18 protein-coding genes are annotated in these 24,876 nt (G+C 69.2%); 9 read left to right on the forward strand and 9 right to left on the reverse strand.

Annotation, left to right across the window (positions count from 1 at the left end):
* The 7 genes from IPG61_10555 (at position 1) to rarD (ending at position 10,195) form a co-directional block, all read left to right on the forward strand.
* Positions 1–3,309: a hypothetical protein gene (locus IPG61_10555; protein MBK6734511.1), complete on the forward strand. Its 3,309-nt coding sequence runs from the start codon at positions 1–3 to the stop codon at positions 3,307–3,309.
* Between the two features lie 52 nt (positions 3,310–3,361).
* Entirely contained in the window at positions 3,362–4,342 is a 981-nt protein-coding gene (locus IPG61_10560; protein ID MBK6734512.1) for a PorV/PorQ family protein, read from the forward strand.
* Positions 4,343–4,394: 52 nt separating this feature from the next.
* Positions 4,395–6,074: a T9SS type A sorting domain-containing protein gene (locus IPG61_10565; GenBank protein MBK6734513.1), complete on the forward strand. Its 1,680-nt coding sequence runs from the start codon at positions 4,395–4,397 to the stop codon at positions 6,072–6,074.
* A gap of 153 nt (positions 6,075–6,227) precedes the next feature.
* Positions 6,228–7,019, forward strand: coding sequence for a hypothetical protein (locus tag IPG61_10570; GenBank protein ID MBK6734514.1), 792 nt, complete (start codon positions 6,228–6,230; stop codon positions 7,017–7,019).
* A gap of 270 nt (positions 7,020–7,289) precedes the next feature.
* The gene (locus IPG61_10575) at positions 7,290–8,081 is read left to right on the forward strand and encodes a hypothetical protein (GenBank protein MBK6734515.1); all 792 of its coding nucleotides are present in this window, start codon (positions 7,290–7,292) and stop codon (positions 8,079–8,081) included.
* A gap of 229 nt (positions 8,082–8,310) precedes the next feature.
* Entirely contained in the window at positions 8,311–9,108 is a 798-nt protein-coding gene (locus IPG61_10580) for a hypothetical protein (GenBank protein ID MBK6734516.1), read from the forward strand.
* Between the two features lie 175 nt (positions 9,109–9,283).
* On the forward strand, positions 9,284–10,195 hold the full coding sequence (rarD, locus tag IPG61_10585; protein ID MBK6734517.1) for an EamA family transporter RarD: 912 nt from the start codon (positions 9,284–9,286) through the stop codon (positions 10,193–10,195).
* Between the two features lie 18 nt (positions 10,196–10,213).
* Here rarD and IPG61_10590 read toward each other — a convergent pair whose 3' ends face one another.
* The 5 genes from IPG61_10590 to lexA all read right to left on the reverse strand — a co-directional run bounded on the left by IPG61_10590 (position 10,214) and on the right by lexA (position 16,731).
* Positions 10,214–10,426 carry a hypothetical protein gene (locus IPG61_10590; GenBank protein ID MBK6734518.1) on the reverse strand — a complete coding sequence of 71 codons (213 nt, stop codon included), beginning with the start codon at positions 10,424–10,426 and terminating at the stop codon, positions 10,214–10,216.
* 393 nt (positions 10,427–10,819) lie between these two features.
* On the reverse strand, positions 10,820–13,495 hold the full coding sequence (gene dnaE / locus IPG61_10595; protein MBK6734519.1) for a DNA polymerase III subunit alpha: 2,676 nt from the start codon (positions 13,493–13,495) through the stop codon (positions 10,820–10,822).
* Between the two features lie 8 nt (positions 13,496–13,503).
* A complete protein-coding gene (locus IPG61_10600) occupies positions 13,504–15,252 on the reverse strand; it encodes a DNA polymerase Y family protein (protein ID MBK6734520.1) in 1,749 nt (582 codons plus the stop codon).
* A complete protein-coding gene (locus IPG61_10605) occupies positions 15,230–15,952 on the reverse strand; it encodes a recombinase A (GenBank protein ID MBK6734521.1) in 723 nt (240 codons plus the stop codon). The genes IPG61_10600 and IPG61_10605 overlap by 23 nt, the downstream gene beginning before the upstream one ends.
* 128 nt (positions 15,953–16,080) lie before the next feature.
* The gene (gene lexA, locus IPG61_10610) at positions 16,081–16,731 is read right to left on the reverse strand and encodes a repressor LexA (GenBank protein ID MBK6734522.1); all 651 of its coding nucleotides are present in this window, start codon (positions 16,729–16,731) and stop codon (positions 16,081–16,083) included.
* Positions 16,732–17,139: 408 nt separating this feature from the next.
* Between lexA and ytfE the strand changes: the two genes are divergently transcribed.
* Together ytfE and IPG61_10620 are read left to right on the forward strand one after the other, a co-directional pair.
* Positions 17,140–17,808, forward strand: a complete 669-nt coding sequence (gene ytfE / locus IPG61_10615; protein ID MBK6734523.1) for an iron-sulfur cluster repair protein YtfE — start codon at positions 17,140–17,142, stop codon at positions 17,806–17,808.
* A gap of 109 nt (positions 17,809–17,917) precedes the next feature.
* On the forward strand, positions 17,918–18,670 hold the full coding sequence (locus IPG61_10620) for a hypothetical protein (GenBank protein MBK6734524.1): 753 nt from the start codon (positions 17,918–17,920) through the stop codon (positions 18,668–18,670).
* 19 nt (positions 18,671–18,689) lie between these two features.
* On the opposite strand, the gene IPG61_10625 is transcribed toward IPG61_10620, so the two are convergent.
* The 4 genes from IPG61_10625 to IPG61_10640 are packed head-to-tail and all read right to left on the reverse strand — an operon-like array spanning position 18,690 to position 24,842.
* The gene (locus IPG61_10625) at positions 18,690–19,784 is read right to left on the reverse strand and encodes a N(4)-(beta-N-acetylglucosaminyl)-L-asparaginase (GenBank protein MBK6734525.1); all 1,095 of its coding nucleotides are present in this window, start codon (positions 19,782–19,784) and stop codon (positions 18,690–18,692) included.
* Positions 19,781–22,645, reverse strand: coding sequence for a hypothetical protein (locus tag IPG61_10630; protein MBK6734526.1), 2,865 nt, complete (start codon positions 22,643–22,645; stop codon positions 19,781–19,783). Before IPG61_10630 ends, IPG61_10625 begins: the two co-directional genes overlap by 4 nt.
* 29 nt (positions 22,646–22,674) lie before the next feature.
* Entirely contained in the window at positions 22,675–23,682 is a 1,008-nt protein-coding gene (locus IPG61_10635) for a hypothetical protein (GenBank protein ID MBK6734527.1), read from the reverse strand.
* Entirely contained in the window at positions 23,679–24,842 is a 1,164-nt protein-coding gene (locus IPG61_10640) for a carbohydrate-binding family 9-like protein (protein ID MBK6734528.1), read from the reverse strand. The genes IPG61_10635 and IPG61_10640 overlap by 4 nt, the downstream gene beginning before the upstream one ends.
* Positions 24,843–24,876: the final 34 nt, after the last annotated feature.

The raw sequence follows: 24,876 nt of genomic DNA on the forward strand, positions 1-24,876 counted from the left end.
TTGACGGTTCGTTACCCGCTGATCGATATGCGCCGCGTGGCGGCGGCATCTGCCGGCCTGCTGGCGGCATCTCTTCTGGCCATGTCCGCACGCGCGGATGTCGTGGTCCCGGTGCCGCAGGACCAGCGCGGCCGCGCCGACGCCGAACGTGCCGGCCAGCACGACGCCAACAACATCCGCACCATCTTCTGGAACTACGGCATGGTCGGCGACTATCCGCGCGACCCCGTGAACGTCGACCTGAGCGTGTTCCACTCGGCCGAGGCGCCCAAGGGCAGCGGCATGAACTACAGCGACGGCGTGACGCCGTTCGTGCTGGCGAAGGTACAGACGACCGGCGGCCAAGAGATCTACATCATGGAAACCGGTTTCCGTGAGCGCCAGGGCGTGAGCCCGTACTTCGACCGCGACATGCGCTTCGAGCCGCGCCCCGGCTACTTCCAGGCTGACCCCGCGCTGAACCCCGGCCGTTCGCCGGCGCTGAGCAACGATCCGCGCACCTGGCCTTCCTACTGGCCCGACCGACTGGACGACAGCGATGATCCGGGCTGGGAAGGCAGCTGGAACGGCTACTTCGGCAAACAGATCGTCGCCGACCAGGAAAGCTACATGGTCCTGGACGACGACTACTACGATGCCTGGAACTACTTCCCGGACAGCCGCGACGAGACCCGCCGTGGCCTGGGCCTGCGCATCGAGGTGCGCGGCTTCCAGTGGGCCAATCCGCAGGCCCGCAACGTGATCTTCTGGCACTACGACATCACCAACGAGAGCACGACCGACTACAACGACAACATCGTCTTCGGCCTGTACATGGACTCCGGCGTGGGCGGCTCGGCGCTGTCGTGTGACGGCATCTACGAGTCCGACGACGACAATGCGTACTACCAGGATGTATTCAACGGCCAGGCGATCAACCTCGTGTACACCTGGGACAACGGGCAGAACGACGACGACCAGAACGATGGCCGCGGCCGCGACCTGGCCGGATCGTGCTCTCGCACCGGCTATCTTGGTTATGCCTACATGGAGACGCCGGGCAATCCGACCAACGGGCTGGACGACGATCGCGACGGCATGACCGACGAGCGCCGCGACGGTGGCCCGGGAACGCTGGTCGAGGGTGAGGAAGCGATCCTCGCCTGGGTGACCGGGGCCTACAACCTCGAAAGTTTCGAGGCGGAGTATGGTCCCGTTGCCCTGCGTCCGGCTTTTCGCGCCGGTCGCTGGTGGACCGGTGACGAGGACATGGACTGGGTTGCGGCCAATCACGACCTGGGCGCCGATGGCGTGCTCGGCGATGTCACGACGCCGCCCGACACCGGCGAGGGTGACGGCATGCCCAGCCCCGGCGAGCCCAGCTTCGACGGTACCGACCTCAACGAGTCGGACCAGATCGGGCTCACCGGCTTCAAGTTGAACCGCATCAGACCCGGGCAGGGCAACCCCGACCAGACCGTGGACGGCGTGGTGTTCTTCACCGACGCCCAGGACTGGCCGCAGCGGTTGTACGAACAGTTCACCGACGCCAATCCCCTGGACCGTTTCGACGAACCGCTGGCTTCGAACTACAACATCGCGTTCCTGTTCGCCTCGGGCCCGTTCCGCCTGGCGGCCGGCCAGACCGAGCGCTTCAGCCTGGCCATGGCCTACGGCGCCGACCTGATCGAGCTTTCGCGCAACACGCAGACAGTGCAGCAGATCTACAATGCGAACTACCGCTTCGCCGTGCCGCCCAAGCTGCCGACCGCCACTGCCGAGGCCGGTGACGGTTACGTGCGCCTGTCGTGGGACGACGTGGCCGAGCGCGGCGCCGACTCGGTGACCGGCGAGGAGGACTTCGAGGGTTACCGCATCTACCGGTCGACCGACCCCGAATTCCGCGATCCGCAGGTCATCTCGACGGGAACCGGCTCGGGCCCGCTGGGCAACGGCAAGCCGATCGCCCAATTCGACCTCGACAACGACTATTCCGGCTACTCGAACCTGGCCATCGAGGGCGTGCAGTACTACCTGGGCACGAACAACGGCATCACGCACACCTGGACCGACTTCAGCGCCATCAACGGCCAGCAGTACTACTACGCCGTGACTGCCTATGACCGCGGCTCGGAAGCCTTCAATTTCTACCCGTCCGAGAACGCGATCGCGCCGACGCGGACGCCTCGCGGCGGTCTGATCCTGCCCACGAATGTGGTGGCGGCGCGGCCCGAGCCGCGGGTGCTGGGCTTCCGGCCTGCCACGGCCGACACGGCGGTGGCCGTTGCCGGGCGCGGTGCCGGCTCGGTGGCGGTCGAGGTGGTCAATTCGGGCCTCGTGCCCGATGGGCACACGTTCCGCGTCGGATTCCTGACATCGCATGAGGACAGCCTGGCTGCCGAACACTATTCGCTCACCGACATGACCTCGGGCGTGACCTGGTTCACGACCGGCGCCGACCTGCAGGGCGAGGGCATCGGCCCGGTGGGCTCGGGTCTGCTGCCCATCGTGACCACGGGCGGCGAGGTGTCGGTGGACATGGAGGAAACGGGCTTCCTTCCGAACAGCCCGACCAATGCGCAGTTCACCGTCAACTACGAACGCAGCGTGCTGTCGATCAACCGCCTGCGGTCGGGCTACCCCGACGACATCACGATCTTCTTCTACGACACGGTGGTCGACACCTCGGTGGCCATCCCGTTCTATCCGGCCACACCGGCGAAGTTCGAGGTGATCGCGCACGGTCCCGACGGCGACCGCCGCCTCGATTTCGTGTTCCGCGACCGCGACGCCAACCAGACCCTGAACCGCACCGACGAGGCGCTGGACATCGTCACCTACATCGAGGGCGATGTGGCCCCGAAGGTGACCTGGCGCGTGAAGGCCGCAGCAGCAGCTACCGTGCCGCCGGCGGCCGGTGATGCCTGGGCGCTCCGCCTGGTGCGTCCGTTCGGCGCCGACGATGCCTACGAGTTCACGACCTCGGGCGAGTACATGGACGCCGCCGGCGGCGGGCAGAAACTTGCCCCTTACGTCGTGCCCAATCCGTACCTGGCCTCGGCCAGCTTCGAACCGCAGCGGTTCGCGGTTTCCGGGCGCGGCGAGCGGCGGATCGAGTTCCGCGGCCTGCCGGCCAACTGCACCATCCGCATCTACAACCTGATCGGCGAACTGGTGCAGACGCTTCGTCACGACGGCTCTTCGGAGGGCATGGTGGCCTGGGATCTTCGCACGAAGGACCAGCTCGACGTGGCTCCGGGCCTGTACATCTTCCATGTGGACGGCGGGGCCGCTGGGTCGGCCACCGGCAAGTTCGCGATCGTCAAGTGATCGCGGGGAGCGACATGAGGAAAGCGTCACTCGCATTGTTGATCGCTGCCGGATGCCTCGCAGGGACTGCGGGACAGGCCAGCGCCCAGACCAAGGTCGGCTCGACGCTCGGCACGTTCCTGCGGATCGAGCCGGGCGCCCGGGCGCCGCCCTGGGCAATGCCGGCTCGGCCCTGCCGGGCGGCATCGAGGCCGTCTACTACAACACCGGGGCGCTGGGGCTCATCGAGGGCGCGGCCGTCTCGTACTCGCACGCCGACTGGTTCGCCGGCATCAGCCACGACTACGTGGGGATGGCGCTGCCGGTCAGCGGGCTGGGCAACATCTTCGCCAGCGTGACGGCGCTCAACTCGGGCGACATCGAGGTGCGCACGGTCGAGGACCCGCTGGGCACGGGCGTGAACTACACGGTGAGCAACGTGGCGCTGGGCCTCGGCTACGGACGACGCATCACCGAGCGCTTCGCGGCGGGCCTGCAGGCCAACTACGTCACCGAGAAGATCTGGAACACGTCGGACCGCACGATGACGTTCAACCTGGGTGCGCTGTACCAGCTGAACGACAACGGCGCCCGGCTGGGGTTCAGTCTGGCCAACATCGGCACCAGTGCGCGTTTCACGGGCCGTGACCTGAACATCACCTATGACCAGGATCCCGACTCCTACGGCGACAACAACGCCCTGCCGGGCGAGCAGAGCACCGATGCGTTCCCGCTGCCGGGCCTGTTCCGGCTGGGCCTGAGCTGGCCGGTCACCTTCAGCGAGCGCAGCCACCTGCTGCTGCTGGCCGAGGGCCTGCATCCGAACGACAACAGCGAGAGCATGAACCTTGGCGCCGAGTGGGAGCTGCGCGACCTGCTGGCGCTGCGCCTGGGCTACCAGACGCTGTTCCAGACCGACAGCCAGCTGGGCCTGACGTTCGGTTTCGGCGTGAAGGGCAAGCTGGGCGGCAACAGCTACCGGTTCGACTACGCCTGGGCCGGGCACGAGTTCCTCGATGACACGCACCGCTTGACCATGGTGGTCGAGTTCTAGGGTCGGCAACGGCCGGCGCGCGGGCGCCGACCGGGAAAAAGGGACGGACAACATGGCGATGCAACAGACAAGCGGACGGAACTGGCGGCGGCCGGCGGCCTGGGCCTGGGTGGCGCTGCTGGTGGTCGGGCTTGCGGCCGGGCTGGCCCTGGGCGGCGCCGACGGTGCGCGCGGCACGCGCGAAGACCTGCCCGTGTCCATCTCGGGCGGCCAGTCGCTGACGAATGAGGCCCTGCTCGACAGCCTGCAGCGCACCGCGTTCAACTATTTCTGGTACCAGGTCAATCCGGTCAACGGCCTCATCCGTGACCGCAGCCAGGCCGGATCGCCCTGCAGCATCGCCGCGCAGGGCTTCGGCATCACGGCCATCACCATCGGCATCGAGCACGGCTGGGTAACGAAGGAAGTCGGCCGGGCGCGCATCAAGCTGGGCATGCAGACGCTCTGGAACGGCACCCAGGGCAGCGCGGCCGCCGGCGTGAACGGCTACAAGGGCCTGTTCTACCACTTCCTGGACATCAACTCCGGCAACCGCACCTGGACCTGTGAGCTCTCGACCATCGATACGGCGCTGCTGATGGCGGGCGTGCTCGACGCGAAGCAGTACTTCCACACGATGGACCCGCTGGACGTGGAGATCCGCGCCCTGGCCGACTCGCTGTACAACCGCGTGGACTGGGACTACATGCGCAACGGCGGCGCCGGCATCCGCATGGGCTGGAAGCCGGAGACGGGCTTCAACACGTTCGGCAACTGGATCGGTTACAACGAGGCGATGATCCTCTACGTGCTGGCGCTCGGCTCGCCGACGCACCCGGTGCCCACCACGACCTGGACCTACTGGACCAGCGGCTATTCGTGGCGCACCTACTACACCCAGAGCTACGTGTACTTCCCGCCCCTGTTCGGCCACCAGTACTCGCATTGCTGGATCGACTTCCGGGGCATCCCCGACACGTACATGGCGGCGCGTGGCATCGACTACTTCGAGAACTCCCGCCGGGCTACCTACGCGGCGCGTTCGTACTGCATCGCCAATCCGGGCGCTTTCGTCGGCTACGGCGAGAACCTGTGGGGCCTGACGGCTTCGGACGATCCGTTCGGCTACGCGGCGCACGGCGCGCCGCCGGCGCAGAGCGACAACGGCACCATCTCGCCGACGGCGGCCGCCAGTTCGATCCCGTTTGCGCCGGAGATCGTGCTGCCCGCCCTGCATCACATGTACGACGTCTGGGGCGCCGGCCTGTGGGGCAAGTACGGCTTCCGCGACGCGTTCAACCCGACCCTGTTCTGGTGGGGCCAGGACTGGCTGGGCATCGACCAGGGTCCGATCATCATCATGATCGAGAACTACCTGAATGGCTCGGTGTGGGAGCGCTATATGCAGAATCCCCAGGTCGTCCAGGGCCTGAAGCGCGCCGGCTTCCAGAACGTGTCAGCCGCGCCGCAGCCGACGCCGGGACCGCTCTCGGGCATCGAGCTGTACCAGAATGCCCCGAACCCGTTCCACGGTTCGACGACGATCTCGTTTGCCGTGCCCCAGGCCGGGCCGGTGACCTTGAAGCTCTATGACCTTCGCGGGCGCCTGGTGCGCCATGTCGAGGCGGAAGCGGAAGCGGGCGACCTGCAGCAGATCACGCTGGACGGCCGGGGGCTGCCCAGCGGCGCGTATGCCTATTCCCTGGAGTCCGGCGGACGCAAGGAATGGAAGCGCTGCATCATCGTGAAGTGAGTCCGGTCATGAGGAAGAGCCGGCAAGGGAGGTGGTGTGGAGACGATGGAGCATGTGCTGGAGCCTCGTACCGGAGGCAAGTTCACGTACCTGGAAAAGTCAGCGAACCTGGATCAGGACATCATTGTGGTTTCACCCAAGGGAGCATCAACCATGAACAAGATCAGCAAGCTCGCCATCGTGGTCGCGCTGGCGGCCCTGGCCGCCGGTTCCGCCCTGGCCACCCCGGTGCCCAGCACCGCCGTCGTCATTCCGCGCGTCTTCAACGACACGCCCTTCTCGGTGCTGACGACCGCGAACGGGTTCCCCGGCATGATCCAGTTCGACGACACTTCGGTGGCGCCGGCCGGTTGGGCCAATCTGCACACCTGGCGCGTTTCGCAGGACGGCATCTCCGCGATGGACGTCATGAACCAGGACGGCTTCTCGTTCAGCGCCGACGTGACGATCAGCGGCGCGAACGGCGAGGCCGGCCTGCAGGTCACTCCCTGGTGGAGCCAGGCCGACGGTCGTTTCAACATCCGCACCCCGGACGGCGAAGTGGCCGTGTTCGGTGGCCGCCTGCCGTTCTATTCGTTCACCGCCGCCCACGGCAAGGTGTACGTGGCCGGCACGACCGTGCGGCTGACGATGATCTACACGCCGACCCCCGAGATGGACGCGACCCATCCGGCCACCATCGAGTACATCTACAACGACGGCGTTGCGGTGAGCAGCGGCCCGCTGGCCTTCGACGAGGGCAATCCGAGCGAGAACCCGCCCCATGGCCTGTGGGGCATCCTGAACCCGGCGACCGTCGGCGGCTACATGCAGTTCAACAACATGAGCGGCCAGATCGGTCAGACCATGACCACGTCGTGGGGCAATGTGACCTTCAAGGACCTCGGCACCGTCGTGTCGATCGAAGCGTCGACCTTTGGTGGCGTGAAGGCCCTGTTCCGGTAGTCCGGGCGGGGTCTGTTTGAGAACCGGGGGCCTGCCCTGCCGGGCCCCCGGGGTTTCCCGGGCGAGCGATCGCCAGCCGGTATGGGACAGTAAATTGGATGCAAACGCACCTATTTATTTGTTCCTGTAACGGGGGAAATTGTGGTATGATCGGGTGAGTTCCGGCTGGGAGGGGCTCGCCAAAAAGCTAGTCGCCGTGCTCGAATCGACGGGAAATCAGTCCTTCCGAACGAAGAGCAACAGCGGATGTTCAGCAAGAGGAGCAACAGCATGACGAAGTTGGCAAAGATTCTCATCGTGGCCGCGCTGGTGGCCATCTCCGCAGGGTCCGCCCTGGCCATGGGTGTGCCCAATTCGGCCGTCGTGATCCCGCGCGTGTTCAACGACGCCCCGTTCTCGAACCTGACCGTCGACAACAGCTACCCGTCCATGATCACCATCACCGATGAAGTCGTGCCGCCCGCGGGCTGGGCCAACCTGCACGTGTGGCGCCTGTCGCAGGACAGCATGTCGCCCATGCAGTTCGCCAACAACGACGGCTTTGCGTTCGGCGCCAGCGTCCGCCTGAGCGGCAACGGCGAAGCCGGCATCCAGCTGACCCCCTGGTGGAGCGAGGCCGACGGCCGCTTCAACATCCGCACCCCGGACGGCGAAGTTGCCGTGTTCGGCGGTCGCCTGCCGTTCTACTCGTTCACCGCGAATCACGGCAAGAGCTACGTCGGCGGCACCTGGGTGCACATGACGATGATCTACCGTCCGAACCAGGACATGGACGCGTCGAACCCGGCCACCATCGAGTACATCTACGATGACGGCATCCCCGTGAGCAGCGGCCAGCTTCCGTTCGACGAGGGCAACCCGTCCGAGGATCCCCCGCACGGCCTGTGGGGCATCCTGAACTTCGCGCATGCCGGTGGCTATGTGCAGTTCAACAACATGGTCGGCTCGCCGGCCGGCACGCAGCTGACGGCTGAGTACTGCACGTTCACGTTCCAGGACCTCGGCGCCGTTGTCGGCGTGGACGAGACCAGCTGGGGCGGCGTGAAGGCCCTGTTCCGCTAGTCTTCGTCGAGTCGATTTTCTGATCGGCCGATAAGGGCCCGGGGCAACCCGGGCCCTGTTTTATTGAACTTATGAGCCCGGCAGGGCCGATTTCGGCCAAGCCGCCGGAATCCGGTCCGCGTTTCACGGATTTCATCCCCACAGGCCCAAGTCGAGAGTGTATAATCGATAACAGGAGATCGGATGGAAGGTCCATCGATTCTCAACAATCAACCGAAGGAATGGCAGCATGAAGAATTTCGCCAAGCTCCTGATCGTTCTGGCGTTGGTGGCCGTCGGTGCCGGCACCGCGCTGGCCGCGGGATCGCCCAACTCGCTGGTCGTCCTGCCCCGCATTTTCAACGACGATCCGTTCTCTGTCCTGACGATCACCAACAACTACCCCACCGGCATCTGCATCACCGATGAAGTGGTGCCGCCGGCGGGCTGGGCCAACCTGCACGCGTGGCGCTTCTCGCAGGACGGCGTGACGCCGATGCAGTTCGCCAACAACGACGGCTTCGCGGTCGGCACCAGCGTCCGTATCTCGGGCGACGGCAACGGCGAAGCGGGCATGCAGATCACTCCCTGGTGGAGCGAAGCCGACGGCCGCTTCAACCTGCGCACGCCCGATGGCGAAGTCGCCGTGTTCGGTGGCCGCCTGCCGTTCTACTCGTTCACGGCCAACCACGGCAAGAGCTACGTCAAGGGCACCTGGGTGCACCTGACCATGATCTACCGGCCGAACCAGGACATGGACGCCACCAACCCGGCGACCATCGAGTACATCTACGACGACGGTATCGCCGTCAGCAGCGGCCAGCTGCCGTTCGACGAGGGCAACCCGTCCGAGGATCCCCCGCACGGCCTGTGGGGCATCCTGAACTTCGCCCACGCCGGCGGCTACATGCAGTACAACAACATGATGGGCCAGCCCGCGGGCACCCAGATGACGGCCGAGTACTGCGGGTTCACGTTCGTGGACCTCGGCGCCGTGGTCGGCATCGACGAGACGACCTGGGGCGGCGTGAAGGCGCTGTTCCGGTAGGGTCTGCGTGGGTCCGATACTGGTGAACGAAAGGGGCCCGGGGCAACCCGGGCTCCTTTGCGTCTGGAGGATCAGGATATCCACGACCCGTCCAAAGCGATTTGAACCTCACTGGCCGCGTGGTTGTTGGCAGGCTATCGTTGAGCTTCGCAATCGGTTGAACCGGGAGGCGGGCTTGGCGGAATCACGAGCAGCGAAGACCACCGACCCGGGGGAGGCCCGCCGCGGCGCCCTGTACGGCACCGCCGCCTTCCTGTGGTGGGGGTTCGCCCCGCTCTATTTCAAGGCCGTCGGTTCGGTGCCCTCGCTCGAGGTGCTGGCCCATCGCATCAGCTGGTCGCTCGTTTTCCTGATGGTCCTGATGGCGTTCCGCGGCGGCCTGCGGCCGACGCTGGCCCTGTTCCGCGACCGTCGCACGCTGCTGACGATGGCGGCGACGACCTGCCTGATCGCCGTGAACTGGCTGGTGTTCATCTGGTCCATCGCGAACGACCGCCTGGTGGAGGCGAGCCTGGGCTACTTCATCAATCCGCTGGTCAATGTGGCGTTCGGCGCCATCTTCCTGCACGAGCGCCTGCGCCGCCCGCAGCTGGCGGCGGTCGGCCTGGCGGCGCTCGGCGTCGCGTGGCTGACCATCCGCCTGGGACACCCGCCCTGGATCGCGCTGGTGCTGGCGATCAGCTTCGCCATCTACGGATTGCTGCGGAAGCTGGCGCGACCGACCGGCATCCAGGGCCTCACGCTGGAAACCACGCTGCTTGCGCCGCTGGCGATCGCGTTCCTGTGCTGGCGCGAGGCGCGGGGCGAGCTGGCCTTCGGGCACGCGGGGCTGCGGATCAGCCTGCTGCTCTGCGCCGCCGGGCCCATCACGGCGCTGCCGCTCATCTGGTATGCCGAGGGCGCGCGCCGGCTGCGCTTCGCCACCGTGGGCTTCCTGCAGTACCTGTCGCCGTCGCTGCAGTTCCTGCTGGCGGTGCTCGCGTTCGGCGAGCCGTTCACGCGCGTCCACGCGGTCGGTTTCGGCGCCATCTGGGCGGCCCTGGTGGTCTATTCGTGGGATACGGCGCGGGGCTTGCGTCGCGCCTGAACGTGTGCGGGTCAGTCCTCAATGGAAATCATGGCTCGGACTCGGCACCGGCACCTGTGACAGCCGCGGTTCCCAGATCGTGTCGATGATGATGTGCGCGACGCCGTCGGCCGTCTGGATCTTCCCCGTCACGCCCATCAGCGACAGCGTGCGCGCCAGCACGCGGAACCGCTCCCAGATGTCGTTCCACGCCAGCGCGTTCACGAAACCGGTTTCATCCTCCAGCGTCATGAACGTCACCCCCTTGGCCGTGTGCGGCCGCTGCCGGCAAATCACAATGCCCACATAATCGCACCGCACCCCATGCCTGAGCCGGTTGACCTCTTCCGCCGTCGGCCACCCGCGGTCCCGCAACGCCCCCGCAGCGGCTCCAACAAATGCGCCCGAGGACTGTGCCCCCCCCGCTTCCAATCCCAGTTCACACTGTCAAACCACCCCAACTCGGGAAGCACGGGCGCCGCCGCCTCCGGCAACGCCAACAACAACTGCTCCGGCCGATCCCGCCGACTTATCCCATGCACCACCCAAAGCGCCCGCCTCCGCTCCGCCTCAAATCCCGCCAGCCCCCCGCACTCGGCCAGCGAAGTCAGAGTCTCAATCGGCACCTGTGCCCGCCGATGCAGATCAGCAATGTCCCTGTATGGCCGCATCGCGACGATGCGCTCCGCCACCTCCCGCCGCATCCCCTTGACGTACCGTAAGCCCATGCGGACCGCCATTGGAGTTGGTGACGCGACGGAGGTGTGTGTGAGTCCGCTCCAGGCTCCGCGCTTCGCCCTTCGGGCTCGCTCGGGCCTTCGGCCCGAGTCGCCAGGAGCGGACCCACACACACCTCCGTCGCACACCGGCTCTAATATGCAGTCCCAATCGCTTAATGTGACGTCTATGGGGAGAATGGGGATCCCGTGGCGTTTCGCATCTTCCACGATCGTCCCGGAGGTGTAGAAGCCCATCGGTTGTGCATTCAACAGGGCACAGGTAAACACGTCGGGGTGGTGGCACTTGAGCCACGAGGTGGCATAGGCGATGAGCGCAAAGCTTGCCGCATGGTTGGAAGACGCGCTCGGCAAAGTCGGGCGCTATTCCCTTGGCCACCATGCGCGTGACGAGCTTGTCGCGGTGCTGCTCCATCGGCCCGTGCGAACGCCAGGTGGCCATGTCGCGGCGCAGCTGGTCCGCCTCGCCGGGCGTGTAGTCGGCCGCGACCATCGCCAGGCGCATCACCTGTTCCTGGAACAGCGGCACGCCCAGGGTCTTGCGCAGGATCGGCTCCAGCGACGGGTGCGGGTACGCGACCTTCTCGCGCCCGTGCCGCCGCTCGATGTACGGGTGCAGCATGCCGCCGGTGATGGGCCCGGGCCGGATGATCGCCACCTGGATGACCAGGTCGTAGTAGTTGTCCGGCCGCAGCCGCGGCAGCATGTTCATCTGCGCGCGGCTCTCGACCTGGAAGGTGCCCACCGAGTCGCCGCGGTGCAGCATGGCGAAGGTGGGGCGGTCGTCGCGCGGGATGCGCGCCAGTGACATCTCCAGGCCGCGGTGTGCGCGCAGCAGCTCGAAGGCGCGGTGCAGGTGGTTCAGCGCGCCCAGACCCAGCAGGTCGACCTTGAACAGGCCCAGCGACTCGACCGCGTACTTGTCCCACTGGATGACCGTGCGGCCGGGCATGGTCGCGTTCTCGATCGGCACCAGGTCGTGCACCGGCTCGTGCCCGAGCAGGAATCCGCCGGGATGGATCGAGAGGTGCCGCGGCACCTCCTGGATCTCGTCGACCAGGCGCCGGAAGTGGGCGATGAGCGGCGAGGCGGGGTCGAAGCCGGCGCCGCGGAACGTCTCGTCCTCGATGTCGTCGGCGCGGTAGTGGCTGGCCAGCTTGGCCAGGCGGTCCAGGTTCACCGCCGGCAGCCCCAGCGCCTTGCCCACCTCGCGGATGGCCGAACGCGGCCGGAAGCGCACCACGTTGGCGACCATCGCTGCGCGCTCGCGCCCGTACTTCTCGTAGACGTGGCGGATGACCTCCTCGCGCCGGTCGTGCTCGATGTCCAGGTCGATGTCCGGCGGCTCGGCCCGCTCGCGCGAGATGAAGCGCTCGAACAGCAGGTCCACCTCGCGCGGGTTCACGGCCGTGATCTTCAGGCAGTAGCAGGTGATGGAGTTGGCCGCCGAGCCGCGCCCCTGGCAGAGGATGCCCTGCTCGCGGCAGAACCGCACGATCTCGTACATCGTCAGGAAGTAGCCGTCGTAGTCCAGTTCGTGGATCAGCGCGAGTTCGGTGTCCATGCGCGCGCCCATGTCGCGCGGCACCGGGTCGCCGAAGCGCTCGCGGGCGCCCTGCCACGCCAGGTGGTCCAGCCAGCGCGCGGTCGACATGCCGAACGGCAGGTGTTCGGATGGGTAGCGGTAGCGCAGGTCGCCCAAATCGAAGCTGCAGCGTTCCGCGATCTCGAGCGTGCGGGCTACGGCGGCCGGGTCGTCGCGGAACAGCCGCGCGAACGCGCGCGGCCCGAGGATGGCATGGCGGTCGTTGGGGCGCAGGCGCAGCCCCGCCTGCTGGACGGTCACGCCCTCGCGCACGCAGGTCAGCACGTCCTGCAGCGGGCGCTTCTCCTTCACGTGGTAGAGCACCTCGACCGTCGCGACGGTGCCCAGCCCGAACCGCGCGGCCCGGCGCCTGAGGCGGGCCTCGGCGCGCAGGTCGGTGGCCTGGCGATGGCGCGCCACCAGCGCGTACAGCCGGTCGCCGAAGGCCTCGCGCAGCGTTCCGGCCGTGCGCGCGGCGCCGCTGCCGTCCTCGCGGGCCAGCAGGCTGGCGCCGCTGCCCCACAGCGCGAGCAGGCCGTCGGCGTGGGCGGCGATCTCGTCCCAGGTGACGAGGCAGGTGCCCTTGGGCGAGCGCAGCCGACCCGCGGTCAGCAGGCGGCACAGGTTCGTGTAGCCGCGGCGATCGGTCGCGAGCAGGATGATGGTTGACGTATCAACCGGCGGGGCGCCGCCAAACGGGTCAACGCTGCCGGAGGCCAGGCCGGCGATGGTTGACGGGTCAACCATCACGCCGCCGTCGCTGCGCATTGCCGCCAGGCCCGCGTCGACCACGGTCACCTGGCTCCCGATGATCAGCGCCACGCCGGCGCCCCTGGCCGCCTGGTACGCCGCCGGCACGCCGTACACGCCGTCCTTGTCGGTCAGCGCCAGCGCCGGCAGCTTCAGCGCGGCCGCGCGCGCGACCAGGTCGTCGGGCGCCGAGGCGCCCTCGAGGAACGAGTAGTACGACTTGCACCACAGCGGCACGTAGGTGGACATGGGCGCGCCTACTCGACGAAGCCGTGCAGGTACCAGCGCTGCTCGGCCTCGGCGTGGAACAGCCACAGCACGCGACCGCCGTCGGCTTCCAGGTAGTGGTAGGCGCGGCGCACCTCGCCCGACCACCAGCCGCCCGAGAGCAGGAACGGCCCGTGGGCGCGCAGCGCGTCCTGACCCAGGGCCGGCACGCCGGGCGTCGCGGCCGCGCGCACCAGCTGCGCAGGGTCGGTGAGGATCAGCTCCGGACCGCCGCCCACCAGCGGGCGCGGACGTGGCAGCACGCGTCGCACGAGTTGCGGACGCGGAGCCGTCGCAGTCGCAGTCGCCGCCGTTTTCGCAGCAGCCGCAGCCGGCTCCGGCGCAACCGCACCGGTGATGTCACGCCAGCCGTAACCCTGCTCGGGCAGGTGGCCGGGACGCAGCTCGGCGCGGGCCACGGCGCTGTCGCCCATCTCGGCGCGCAGGCGGGCCACCGCGCGCAACGCGGCTTCGGGATCACGGCGCGGGCGACGACGGAACAGTTCCAGCGCCTCGGCCGGCGCGGCGGTCGGTGCGATGGAGACGGTCACCCGTTCCACGCCCGCGGCCAGGTCCAGGTTTTCCAGCCGCAGGCGCACCAGTTCGGTCAGCAGCACCACGTCGAGCGTGGGGGAGGCCGGCCGCAGGTCGTGCGACAGCAGCGTGCCGGCGCGATCGGCCAGCCGCAGTTCCAGGCGCAGCAGTGCCACCGCGCGCGTCTCGTCGGCCAGCCTGGCCAGCAGCGGATGCAGCCGGCGCTTGATGACGAAGAGCAGGCGCCAGGCGTCGGTCTCCGGTTCGTCGAAGTGTTCCTCGGCGCGCACCGGCTCGGGCGGCAGGGCGGGTTGCAGCGGGTCGAAGCCCAGGCCGCGCGCCAGCTGCACCAGCTTCAGCGTGCCGGCGCCGAACCGCGCGCCGAGGCCCGCGGCCGGCAGGCGCAGCAGGTCGTCGATGGTCTTCAGGCCCAGCCGCGTCAGGTCGTCGCGCACGGCGGGGGCCAGGTCCAGCCGCGAGAGCGGCACGCGGCGGCAGGCCGCCTGCTCGGCCGCGGGCGCGTCGAGCACCAGCACCTCGCGGTGGGCGCGGCTGAGGCAGCAGGTGCCGAAGCGCGAGTAGCCGACGGTGACGCCGGCCGTGAAGTGCGCGCGCTGCAGCGACTGCCACAGCCGCGCCGCCCACTGGCGCGGCGTGCCGTCGACGCGCTCGAGCCCGCCCGCATCCAGCCAGAACACGCCGGGATCGTCGCCCGCCGGTTCGACGCGCGGGCTGTAGCGCAGCAGGTGACGGTGCAGCGCGGCCACCGCCTTGTCGCGGCGCGTGTCGGTGACCGTGGTCGCGCGCAGCCGGTGGTCGACCGACAGCGCCGCCGCATAGCGCATGCCCGGCAATATGCCGACGCGCAGCGCCGCCTCGTTGACCCACAGCAGCGGCGCCAGCGGATTGTCCTGTTCCACGACGGCGGCCGGCTCGCCGCGCCACTCGGGCTGCCGGCGCAGCACCAGCTGCAGGGGAAACGCCGGCAAGGCCACGCAGGCGATGCGGTCGGTGCGATGGATGGCGGCGGCGCGCGCCAGGAGCGCGGGGCGGGGGCTGTCGTCCTCTGCTTCTTCACAACCCGCGGCTTCGCAGTCCGCAGCCTCGCCGCCGGTGACGGGCTCACCCGCCTCGTCGAGCGGCACGCGCCGCGCTTCCGCGCCGGCAGTCCGGCGATGCGCCTCAGGAAAGGCCCTCCGGACCATGCCGCACCTCCCGCCAGGTCCAGCCGGGTCCGCGGCGCTTGTCCTTCAGGGTGGTGATTTCGCAGGTGAAGCGGCGCCCGTCGCGCGAGCGCCTGCGCGCGGCCTGCCCGCGCAGCGAAACGAGCGAGCCGAGCGACGACTCGCCGGGCTGCTTGTCCGTCAGGCAGACCACCGCCGCGTCGTGCTTGAGCGCCAGCTGCACGAGGCGCCCCTGCAGGGGCGTGGGCATGGCGGCACTCGTCCCCAGATCGAGTACCACCAGCCCGAACGCCCCCGAACGCAGGAGCACATCGGCAGCGCGGCCGGCCAGCAACGCGTCCTTCGCCTGCACGACGACCAGCGTCGCGAGGTCGACGCCGCAGGTCGCCGCATCCGGCGGGAAGAAGATCGCCCGCGTGGCGCTGATCCACGCCACCGGCTCGCCGTCGCGCTGCGCGTCGACCACCAGACTGACAGCCGTGGAGAGCAGCGCGCCGTCCTGCCCGGCGCTCAGCTCGCACAGGCGACCCGCCAGCTCGGCGCGCGACCAGGCGGGTCGCCCGGCAGGCACTGGCTCGAGCGTCTCGCCCAGGCGGCGCAGCGCCGGATGGGCCAGCACGTTCGCTTGGGCCAGAACGTCCAGGGCCAGATTGCCGTCGACCGGATGATCCAGACCCGACGACAGGGACAACGATGCTGGATCATGGGCTGCGATAGCCATGACCGACCTCCACACGGGACGGTGACCGGGCTGATCCTCGATCTCATCGCCCGACGCTGGGGGCGCCGGGTTGCCGCCGGCCCGCAGGGAGCCGGTACCCAGACAAGCGTGGGCTTCAGGACAAGCCGTCAGGCCAGCCGTCGGCGCACTTCCACAACCTTGCCCAGGATCCGGATCTCCGTCTCCGGCGTGAAAACCCCTGGTGCGAACACAATGGGCGCGAAGGCCGGGTTCTCCGGCTGGAGGACGATCTGCCCTTCGCGCAACCGCAGCCGCTTCACCGTAGCCTCGTCCCGCACCTGGGCGACGACGATCTCGCCGTCACGTGCGGTGTCCTGCCGACGCACGATGACCACATCGCCCGGCAGGATGCCGGCGCCGGTCATGCTCTCGCCCCGCACGGTCAGGGCGAACAGTTCCTCGTCGCCGGCCAGGCCCTCGACCGCGAGCCAGCCGTCAGGATCCTCGATGGCCTCGCGCGGCGCGCCGGCCTGCACGCGGCCCAGCCGCGGCACCATCCGGATGCCCGGCGCCGGGCCGCTGTCCGCGGGCAGGCGATACCCGCGGGAACGGCCCGGCGACTTGGCCAGCCGCCCATCGGCGACCAGCGCCTCGAGATGCTGCCGCGCCGACTCCACGGCCTTGAACCCGAACGCCTGCTGCACCTCGCGCACCGTGGGCGGCGATCCGGCGGCCAGCCGCTCGCGCACGAAGGCCAGCACCTCGGCGCGGATGGTGCCGCGGGGGCGGGAGGCTTTCGGGGTGCTGCGCGGGGGCATGGGCCTGATCTCCTGTTGAAGGTGCTTCCTGATGAAGGTGCTTCGGTTGACAGGGATGATTTAAGCAGACAAATGACTGTTTTGTCAATCGTGAAATGCGAAAATATGGCGAATAAACGGCGTGAGGTGCCCGGTACAAGGGATGGGGGCGCACCCCTCGGATTGGCCACAAGATGCGGCGTCAGGAGTTGCGCCGGCGCAAGTCGATGGGCGCGTCGGTGCGCCATCGGCCCTGCGGCGGCGGGCGCCACGGCGACCAGGGGGGATGTTATAAAAAAGGTGACATGGCTATGATTTGTATATCACAGTAGCGTTATGTAAAAAATAACAATGTTTTTAATTTGTTTGAAATCAACATATTGCCAACGGCCCGACGATTGCAATGCCTCCCCTCAAAGGAGGTCCATCATGACCCACGGAACCCAGACGACCCTCGCCGAACTCGCCGTGACCCATCCCGACGCCTCGCGCATCTTCCACCGCGAGCGCCTTGACTACTGCTGCGGCGGCAAGCGCACGCTGGCCGACGCCTGCCAGGAGCGCGGGCTCGCCGCCGCCGCCATCCTCACCGAGATCGAGAGCCTGGAGCACGATCGCACCACCAGTGTCTCCTGGGCCGAGCGCCCCCTGGCCGAACTGGTGCCGTTCATCATCAATCGCTACCACGATGAACTGCGCCTGGAACTGCCGGAGCTCATCGCGCTGGCGGAGAAGGTCGAGGACCGCCACGCCGATAAGACGACCGTGCCGCACGGGCTGGCCGCGCACCTGAAGCAGGTGCAGGCCGCCGTGCTGGAGCACCTGGCCAAGGAGGAGCAGATCCTCTTTCCGATCATCCTCGCCGGGAACGGAGCTCTGGCCGGCGCTCCCGTGCAGGTGATGCTGCACGAGCACCATGAGCACGCCCGCAATCTCCAGCGCACGCGCGACCTGGCCCACGACTTCGTGCCCCCGGCAGAGGCGTGCACGACCTGGGAGGCGCTCTACCTGCGGCTGGGGATCCTCGAGGCCGATCTCATGGAGCACATCCACCTGGAGAACAACGTCCTGTTCCCGCGTGCGCTGAACGAACGCTGAGCGGGGGCGGCGAGTACGGGCCACGCGCGCTACATTGGCGGACTCATGCGCAGGCTGTGGGCCGTTCCGGACAAGGGTGGGGAAGATGCCGCGATTCAGGATGGGCACGTTGAGCAGGACCGTGTTGGCCGCCCTGGCCATCGGAGCGGCCGGCGCCGGAGCCGCCCTGGCTGCGGCGCCGCAGCACCGCCTGGCGCTCGAGCTCGAGGCCGGGCCCGCCTGGCAGAGCTACAACGACGTGCAGATCCCCAACAACGACACGGCCACGCGCTTCTCGCTGAGCGACGCCGTCGGCAAGGGGCCGTGGGCCGCCGGGCGCGTCTACCTCACCTGGCACCTGAGCGAGGCCAGCGACCTGCGCGCCCTGTACGCGCCGCTGACGATCAACGAGCCGGGCGAACTGGCCGGCCCGGTGTCGTTCGCCGGCGGCGACTTCAACGCCGGGCAGGCCCTCGCCACCTTCAAGTTCAACTCGTACCGGCTCACGTACCGCCACCGCTTCCACGAAGGGGAGCGCTGGTCGTGGTGGTGGGGCGGCACCGCGAAGATCCGCGACGCACGCATCGCCCTGGAACAGGACGGCGTCATCGCCGCGAAGGACGACCTCGGCTTCGTGCCGCTTCTGCACATCTCCGGCGAGTGGCGGCCGGCGGCCGCCTGGCGCGTCACCTTCGACGCCGACGCGCTGGCCGGCGGTCCCGGCCGCGCCGAGGACGTGGCGCTGAAGCTCTCGCGCGACCTGGGTGAGCAGGTGCGCCTGGCCGTCGGCTACCGGCTGGTCGAGGGCGGCGCCGACGTTGACGAGGTCTACACGTTCACCTGGCTGCACTATGCGGTGGCTTCGGTGCGGGTGGATTTCTAGGCGGCCGTGCAGCGGTCGCCTAGCCCTTCTTCAGGAAGCTCTCCGCATCCACCAGCCGCGCACCCTCGGCCTCGTCGGTGATCGCGTACTGGAACCACGGCTGCACATCATACGCGCCCACGTTGCCGTGGCGGTCGATGGCCAGGTAGCCCACCTGCACCTTCGACAGGTCGTCGTTGCGGTGGCGGTGGCGGATGCGCGCGATGCCTTCCTCGCACGCCTGCTGCGGCGTGGCGCCGCCGCGCATCAGTTCCACGATCAGGAAGGTGCCGAGCGTCTTCATCACTTCCTCGCCCACACCTGTCGCACACGCGGCGCCCACCTCGTTGTCGACGAACAGCGAGGCGCCGATGATCGGCGAGTCGCCGACCCGGCCGTGCATCTTGTACGCGAGGCCGCTCGTCGTGCAGGCGCCCGACAGGTTGCCCGCCGCGTCGATGGCCAGCATGCTGATGGTGTCGTGGTTGTCGCCGGGCTTGATCGTGCGCGCGCTGCTGGTGCTCTTCGGGTCGGTGGGCGGCGTCCACGGGCTGTACTCGGCCTTTTTCAGCCACTCCTGCCACTCGGCGCGAGCCTTGTCCGTCAGCAGGTCCTGATCGGTGAAGCCCTGGGCCAGGGCGAAGCGGCGCGCGCCCTCGCCCACGAGCATCACGTGCGGCGTCAGTTCCATCACCTTGCGCGCCACGCTGACCGGGTGCATGAAGCCCTGCAGGAAGGCGACGGCGCCCGCTTCGCCGCGTTCGTCCATGACGCAGGCGTCGAGCGTGACGTGACCCTCGCGGTCGGGGCGACCGCCGTAGCCCACGCTCATCACCTCGGGGTCGGCTTCGGAGATGCGCACGCCCGTCTCGACCGCGTCCAGCGCGCGGCCGCCGCCGGCCAGCACCGGCCAGGCGGCGGCGTTGGCGGCCAGGCCGTGCCGCCAGGTGCTGACCACCAGCGGCTTGCGCCCGGCGCCCTCGCGCGGGGGCACCACGTGGTCGATCAACGGCATGCGCGACGAAGCGCCGCCTCCCGCCTGCGCCAGTGCCTTGCCTGCTCCCAGGGCCTGCACGGCCCCGACTGCCGCCAGCCCCGCGCCCGTGCCGATCAGGAACTCGCGCCTCGTGGTCATGGTTGTCTCTCCTTTTGGCCCCTGCCGGCAGCCGCCGGCTCGATGAGCACCGTCGCGATCTCGCCGCCCGCCAGCGGCACGGTCACCGAACGCCCGTCGGCCGCCAGCACCGGCGCCTCGCGCAGCACCGGCAGTTCATCCTCCAGCAATCCCATCTTGCGGCAGGCGCATGCGATGAAGCCAAGCCTGAGCGCGGCCTCCACCGGCGCACCGTCCAGGTTGCACAGCCGCACGACCAGCCCTTCGCCGTCGCGGGCGCGCATGATCGCCGTCACCGACACCCGCGGCTCGCTGCAAGCCAGCAGCGAGGCGCCGCCGGGCACGCTGCCCGCGCCCACACCCTGGTGCGTGGGCGGCGCGGCGCGGTAGCGCTCGCTCTCGAACGGCACCTCGTCGGCGAAGAGGTCGGCGCCGCCGGGCATCACCGCGTAGTGGAACGTGCGCCGGCCGATGAGCTGGGCGTCGGGCGTGTACAGCGTGGGGCCCGCGTTCGTGTTCTTGCGCGCCGCGAAGTCGTCGCGCGACAGCCAGTCCACGCAGCGCATCAGCGTCAGTGCGTACACGGCGCGGCCCTGGCCGTCGTCCAGCACCTCGAACTCGGGCAGGCCGCGGTTGAAGACCGCCAGCGAAGCGGTGCCGTCGCCGAGCAGGCTCCAGTCCTGTTGCGGCCAGGTCGGCGGCGCCGGCTGCGGCCAGTCGGGATTGGTCGGGCGGCGGCAGGGGCGCCGGTTCAGCATGAAGGCGCCGTCACTGACCACCTCGCTGCAGGCCAGCCCCGTGGGGAACCAGGCGCGCAGGCGGTGGTCGAAGGCGCGGTTGTTGATCGTCGTCTCGATGTCCAGGCGCCGCGAGCCGGTGGCCAGCGAGATGCGCACTTCCACATCGCACGGCGTCGTGCGCGGGTCGCGGCCGCGGCGGCCGCGCGTCAACGACCGCGGCAGGTCGAAGCGCAGCACCGTGACGGCCGCGCCCAGCAGCGGGGTCGAGTCGATCACGCGCAGTTCCCCGGGCGCGCCGCCGGCGAACACCGTCTCGGGCACGGGAGCGGGGCCGAAGTCGTATTCGTCGCCGGCGTCCTCGCTGTCCTCGAGCAGGTTCAGGCCGTCGTAGACATGCCCGTTCGCCAGGTCGGTCAGGTCGATCGTGCCGTCGGGGTGCAGCACCGCGCGCACCAGGCCGTTGTCCAGCACCGCGTCCTCGCCCGCGCGCCGGGCGGACACCGGCGTGAACGAGTCGCGCGCCGGCAGCGGACCCGGCTCGTCGGTGAGCCTGTACAGCGCGTGGCCCACCGCCGGCAGGTCCCTGGCCAGGAAGCGCAGGTGCAGGAAGCAGTCCTTCACGCCCTGGTCGCGCTCGTTGCCGATGATGCGGTCGCCGAAGCGCTTCAGGTACGGCTCGAGCATCGCCAGCTGGTTGCCGGCCGAGATCTCGGCGCGATAGTCGATGCCCCAGAATCGCTCGAGGAAGCGCCGGCGCACGATCTCGCACGGCACCGGCCGGCCCTGCTCGTCAACCAGCCGCAGCTTGCCGAGGTCGTAGCCGAACGGCTGCAGCACGACCACGCGCTCGACCACCTCGGTCCGCTCTCGCGGCAGCGGGTTGGCCACGGCGATGACGGTGTCGCGGTCGTCTTCCGGAGCCGGCCCGAACATGGGGCAGATGCGGTTCAACCGCCGCGCCAGCCAGTGCTCGCCGGTCTGGCGAACGGCGCCGAAGCGCGTGACCATCTCGCGGTGCACCTCGTCGGTGCTGCAACCGCAGATCGAGTCGTGGGGATGGTTCCGCAGCAGTTCCTTCCAGGCGGTGTCGAGCAGGCCACCCGGCCACGACTCGCCGCCCAGGAAGTGCGCGGCGGCGGCCAGCGGTTCGATCACGCGCGCCAGCAGGCCCTGGCAGGCTTCGTTCTCCTGCTTGAGCGGCATGCGCGACGACCATACGCCCGAGAGGATCAGGTGGTCGCGCCCCCCGAGCAGCTCGCCGCTCCACGCGGGACGCGACGCGTCCGGAGCCTCGGCACGCGCCGCGGCCAGGAAGTCCTCGAAACGCCCGTGCGTGAACTCCGTGCCGGCCCAGATTTCGCGCAGCTTCGCCATGATGTCGCCGAAGCGCTGCTGCGGCCCGAAATGGTCGCAGCCGTTGTTGAGCAGCGCGGGCTCGGCGCCGGGGCGTGCCGCCATCTTCGCGAACAGTTCGCCCACCTTCTCCGCGGCGCGTTCAGGGCAGGGGATGCGCGCCGTGTGCGCGTGCCAGATTTCGGCGAAACCCAGGCCGCCGGCATTGCAGTACCCGTCGCACTGGTTGACCGCCAGTACCTCACTGCCGTCGGGCGCCGCCCAGCGGAAGAGCCAGCCCAGCCGCGCGGCCTCGTCGCCCAGCCCGCGCGTGAAGATGAACGAGTCGATGCCGCACAGCCGCAGCAGCTGCGGCATCTGCGCGATGTGCCCGAAACTGTCGGGCATGTAGCCCACCTTCTGCAGCCCGCCGGCCGGCACGGCCAGGCGCCCGTACTGCAGGTTGCGCACGGTGGCCTCGCCGCTTACCAGGAACTCGTCGGGCAGGATGTACCACGGGCCCACAGCCAGGCGCCCGGCCGCCGCCAGTGCGTCGATGCGCGAGCGCTCGTGCGGCGCCGCGGCCAGGAAGTCCTCCAGGGCGCAGCCCTGCCCGTCCAGCACGAAGGCCCGGAACGAGGGATCGGCCTCGAGCTGGTCGAGCACCTTCGTCACCACCTCGAGCAGGTGCACGCGGAAGCGGTTGAACGGCAGGTACCACTCGCGGTCCCAGTGCGTGTGCGAGACGAGGAAGGCGCGTCGGGGCTGGCCGGTGACGACTGGTGTTGCGGGGGGCGTAGCGGGTTCCACTGCGGATGCTCCCAGGGGTGGCCTGCGCGTCAACCGCGGCAGGCATCCAGTACGGTGGCGACCGTCGTGGTCGCCACGCAGACGGCGGTGTCGGCGGCGCCGTAGTACAGGCACAGCCGGGCGTCGGACAGCGCGCAGCCGTCGGCATCCACGCGGTCGACGGTCAGGCCGCTGGGGAAGACGACGTTCGGCACCTGGCCGGTCAGTTCGTACAGGGCGCGCGGCTCGAAGATGTTCTCGTCCGTGCGCGCGATCACGCGGCGCGGGTCGTCGCGGTCCAGCAGCACGGCGCCGGCCTGGTAGATGTTGACGCTCCGGAAATGCGTGGCCACGCCGTGGTACAGCAGCAGCCAGCCTTCTTCCGTCAGGAGCGGCGGCGGCCCGGCGCCCACCAGTTCGTCCCAGAACCGGAAGCGACCCTCGAACACGGTGCCCTCGGGCTGCCAGCGCCGCAGGTCCTCCGACGACGACAGCGTCACGGCGCTGCCCGACGGCGGCGCGTCGGGCCCCTGCGGCCGGTTCGGCCGCTCCAGCATGAGCCAGCGCCCGCCTACCCGGCGCGGAAACAGCACGCCGTTGCGCGTGTCCTCGCGTCCGGTCACGGCCAGCGGCACGAGGTGATCCAGCCCGGCAAAGCCGGCTGCCGGGTCGCCCGCCGCCCGCCACACCACCAGGCGGCAGCCGCGATCGGTGTCCACGGCGGTGACCACGTGCAGCGTACCGTCGCACACGGTCAGGCGCGGGTCGTACACATGGAAGACCTGCAGGTCGCGCTTCGCATGCGGCTCGCGCAGGCTGTCGACACCTTCCAGCACCGTCGGCAACCCGGCGCAGGTGAAGCTGCGGTCGGTGCGCCCGCGCGCCGGCACCAGGAACGTGCGGCGTCCGCGGCTCTGCACGCGCAGCAGCAGGTACGGCACGCCGTCCAGGCGCACGGCGCCGGGGTTGAACACGGCGCTCGGCTCGATCAGTCCCGGCATGGGCGGCAGGTCGCGCCGCGTGATGATGGGCCCATTGGGGTGGCGACGCAGGATCACGGCAGGCGCTCCAGTCTTCCGGTGTGATCGATGACGGCGGCGCCCAGCGGCGTGGCCAGCGCGGCGCGGAACCAGTCGTCACCGCCGGCAAGTGTCAGCTTGAAGCCCGGGATCATCGGGATGTCCCGCTCGGCGAGGCCCGGGCCGTCCGGCCACAGCGGGAGCCGTTCCTCGCCGAGTCCCAGTTCGGCCAGCGTGGCGGCGAATCGCCCGTTGGCCTCGTGAAAGCCCCGCTGCCGGTAGTACACCGGCATCAACAGCGTGGCCATCGCGATGCGCGTGTGCTCAGGCGACGCCTCGAACCCGAGCCCGCCGCCGTCGTCGAACAGCACCTCGCCCCACATCTCGGGGCAGTGCATGGCGATCAGTCCCTGCGGCGACCACACCCAGTTGTCCTCGGGCAGCGGCTTGCCGGTCCGCTCGTCGACGATCTTCCGGTAGGCGCCGGAGGCCACCTCGGTCCGCCACTGCACACGCGAGAAGTTCAGGCGCCAGACATCGCCAGGTTCGGGCGGGCAGGTGCGCCCGGCAATGGCCCCGAGCACGCGCCAGGGGATCGCCAGTTCAACCGACCAGCCGCGGTCCACGTCGCGCGGGTCGTTCAGCGTACCGTCGACCGCCACGGCCGACTGCAGCCCGGCGATGTCCCAGGCGTCGATGGCCGGGCCGCCGTCGCGGTACGGGCGCGCCAGCAGCAGGTCCCACACCGTGCCCAGCGCGTTGATCTCCAGTTCACCGTAGAGATGGTTGTCGCTGTCGGGGTCGATGAAGACCTCGAAGTCGTTGTCGTGGTAGATCACCGCATCGCGCTCGCGGAGCGTGGCCCAGACATGGGGCTCGTCGAGCCGGGCCGCCACGTAGAGGTGGTTGTCGTCCCAGCCCAGGCGCACGCGCGTGAGATGACGGGGCGGGTCGGCCAGCGGCCCCTGGATGTCGGTGAAGGGTGACGACCACGGCGCCGCCTGCCACGCCGCCTCGTCGGGGACTCCGTCGATGACGGGCGCGGAGGCCAGGCGCGGGCAGACATAAGTGGCCGGCGCCCAGGGCACGAGCGGATGATCGAAGGGGAAGCCGGTGGCAGGGGACAGCAGCACGGCCAGCCCCCCCAGGGCCAGCAAGGTGAGGTTCCGCGGGGTCCTGCCGAAGTGGCCGTCGCGCACGAATGGCCCATCCTGGACGCGGGTGAGCTGGATC

This window comes from bacterium, from assembly GCA_016703265.1.
Classification (GTDB): domain Bacteria; phylum Krumholzibacteriota; class Krumholzibacteriia; order LZORAL124-64-63; family LZORAL124-64-63; genus CAINDZ01.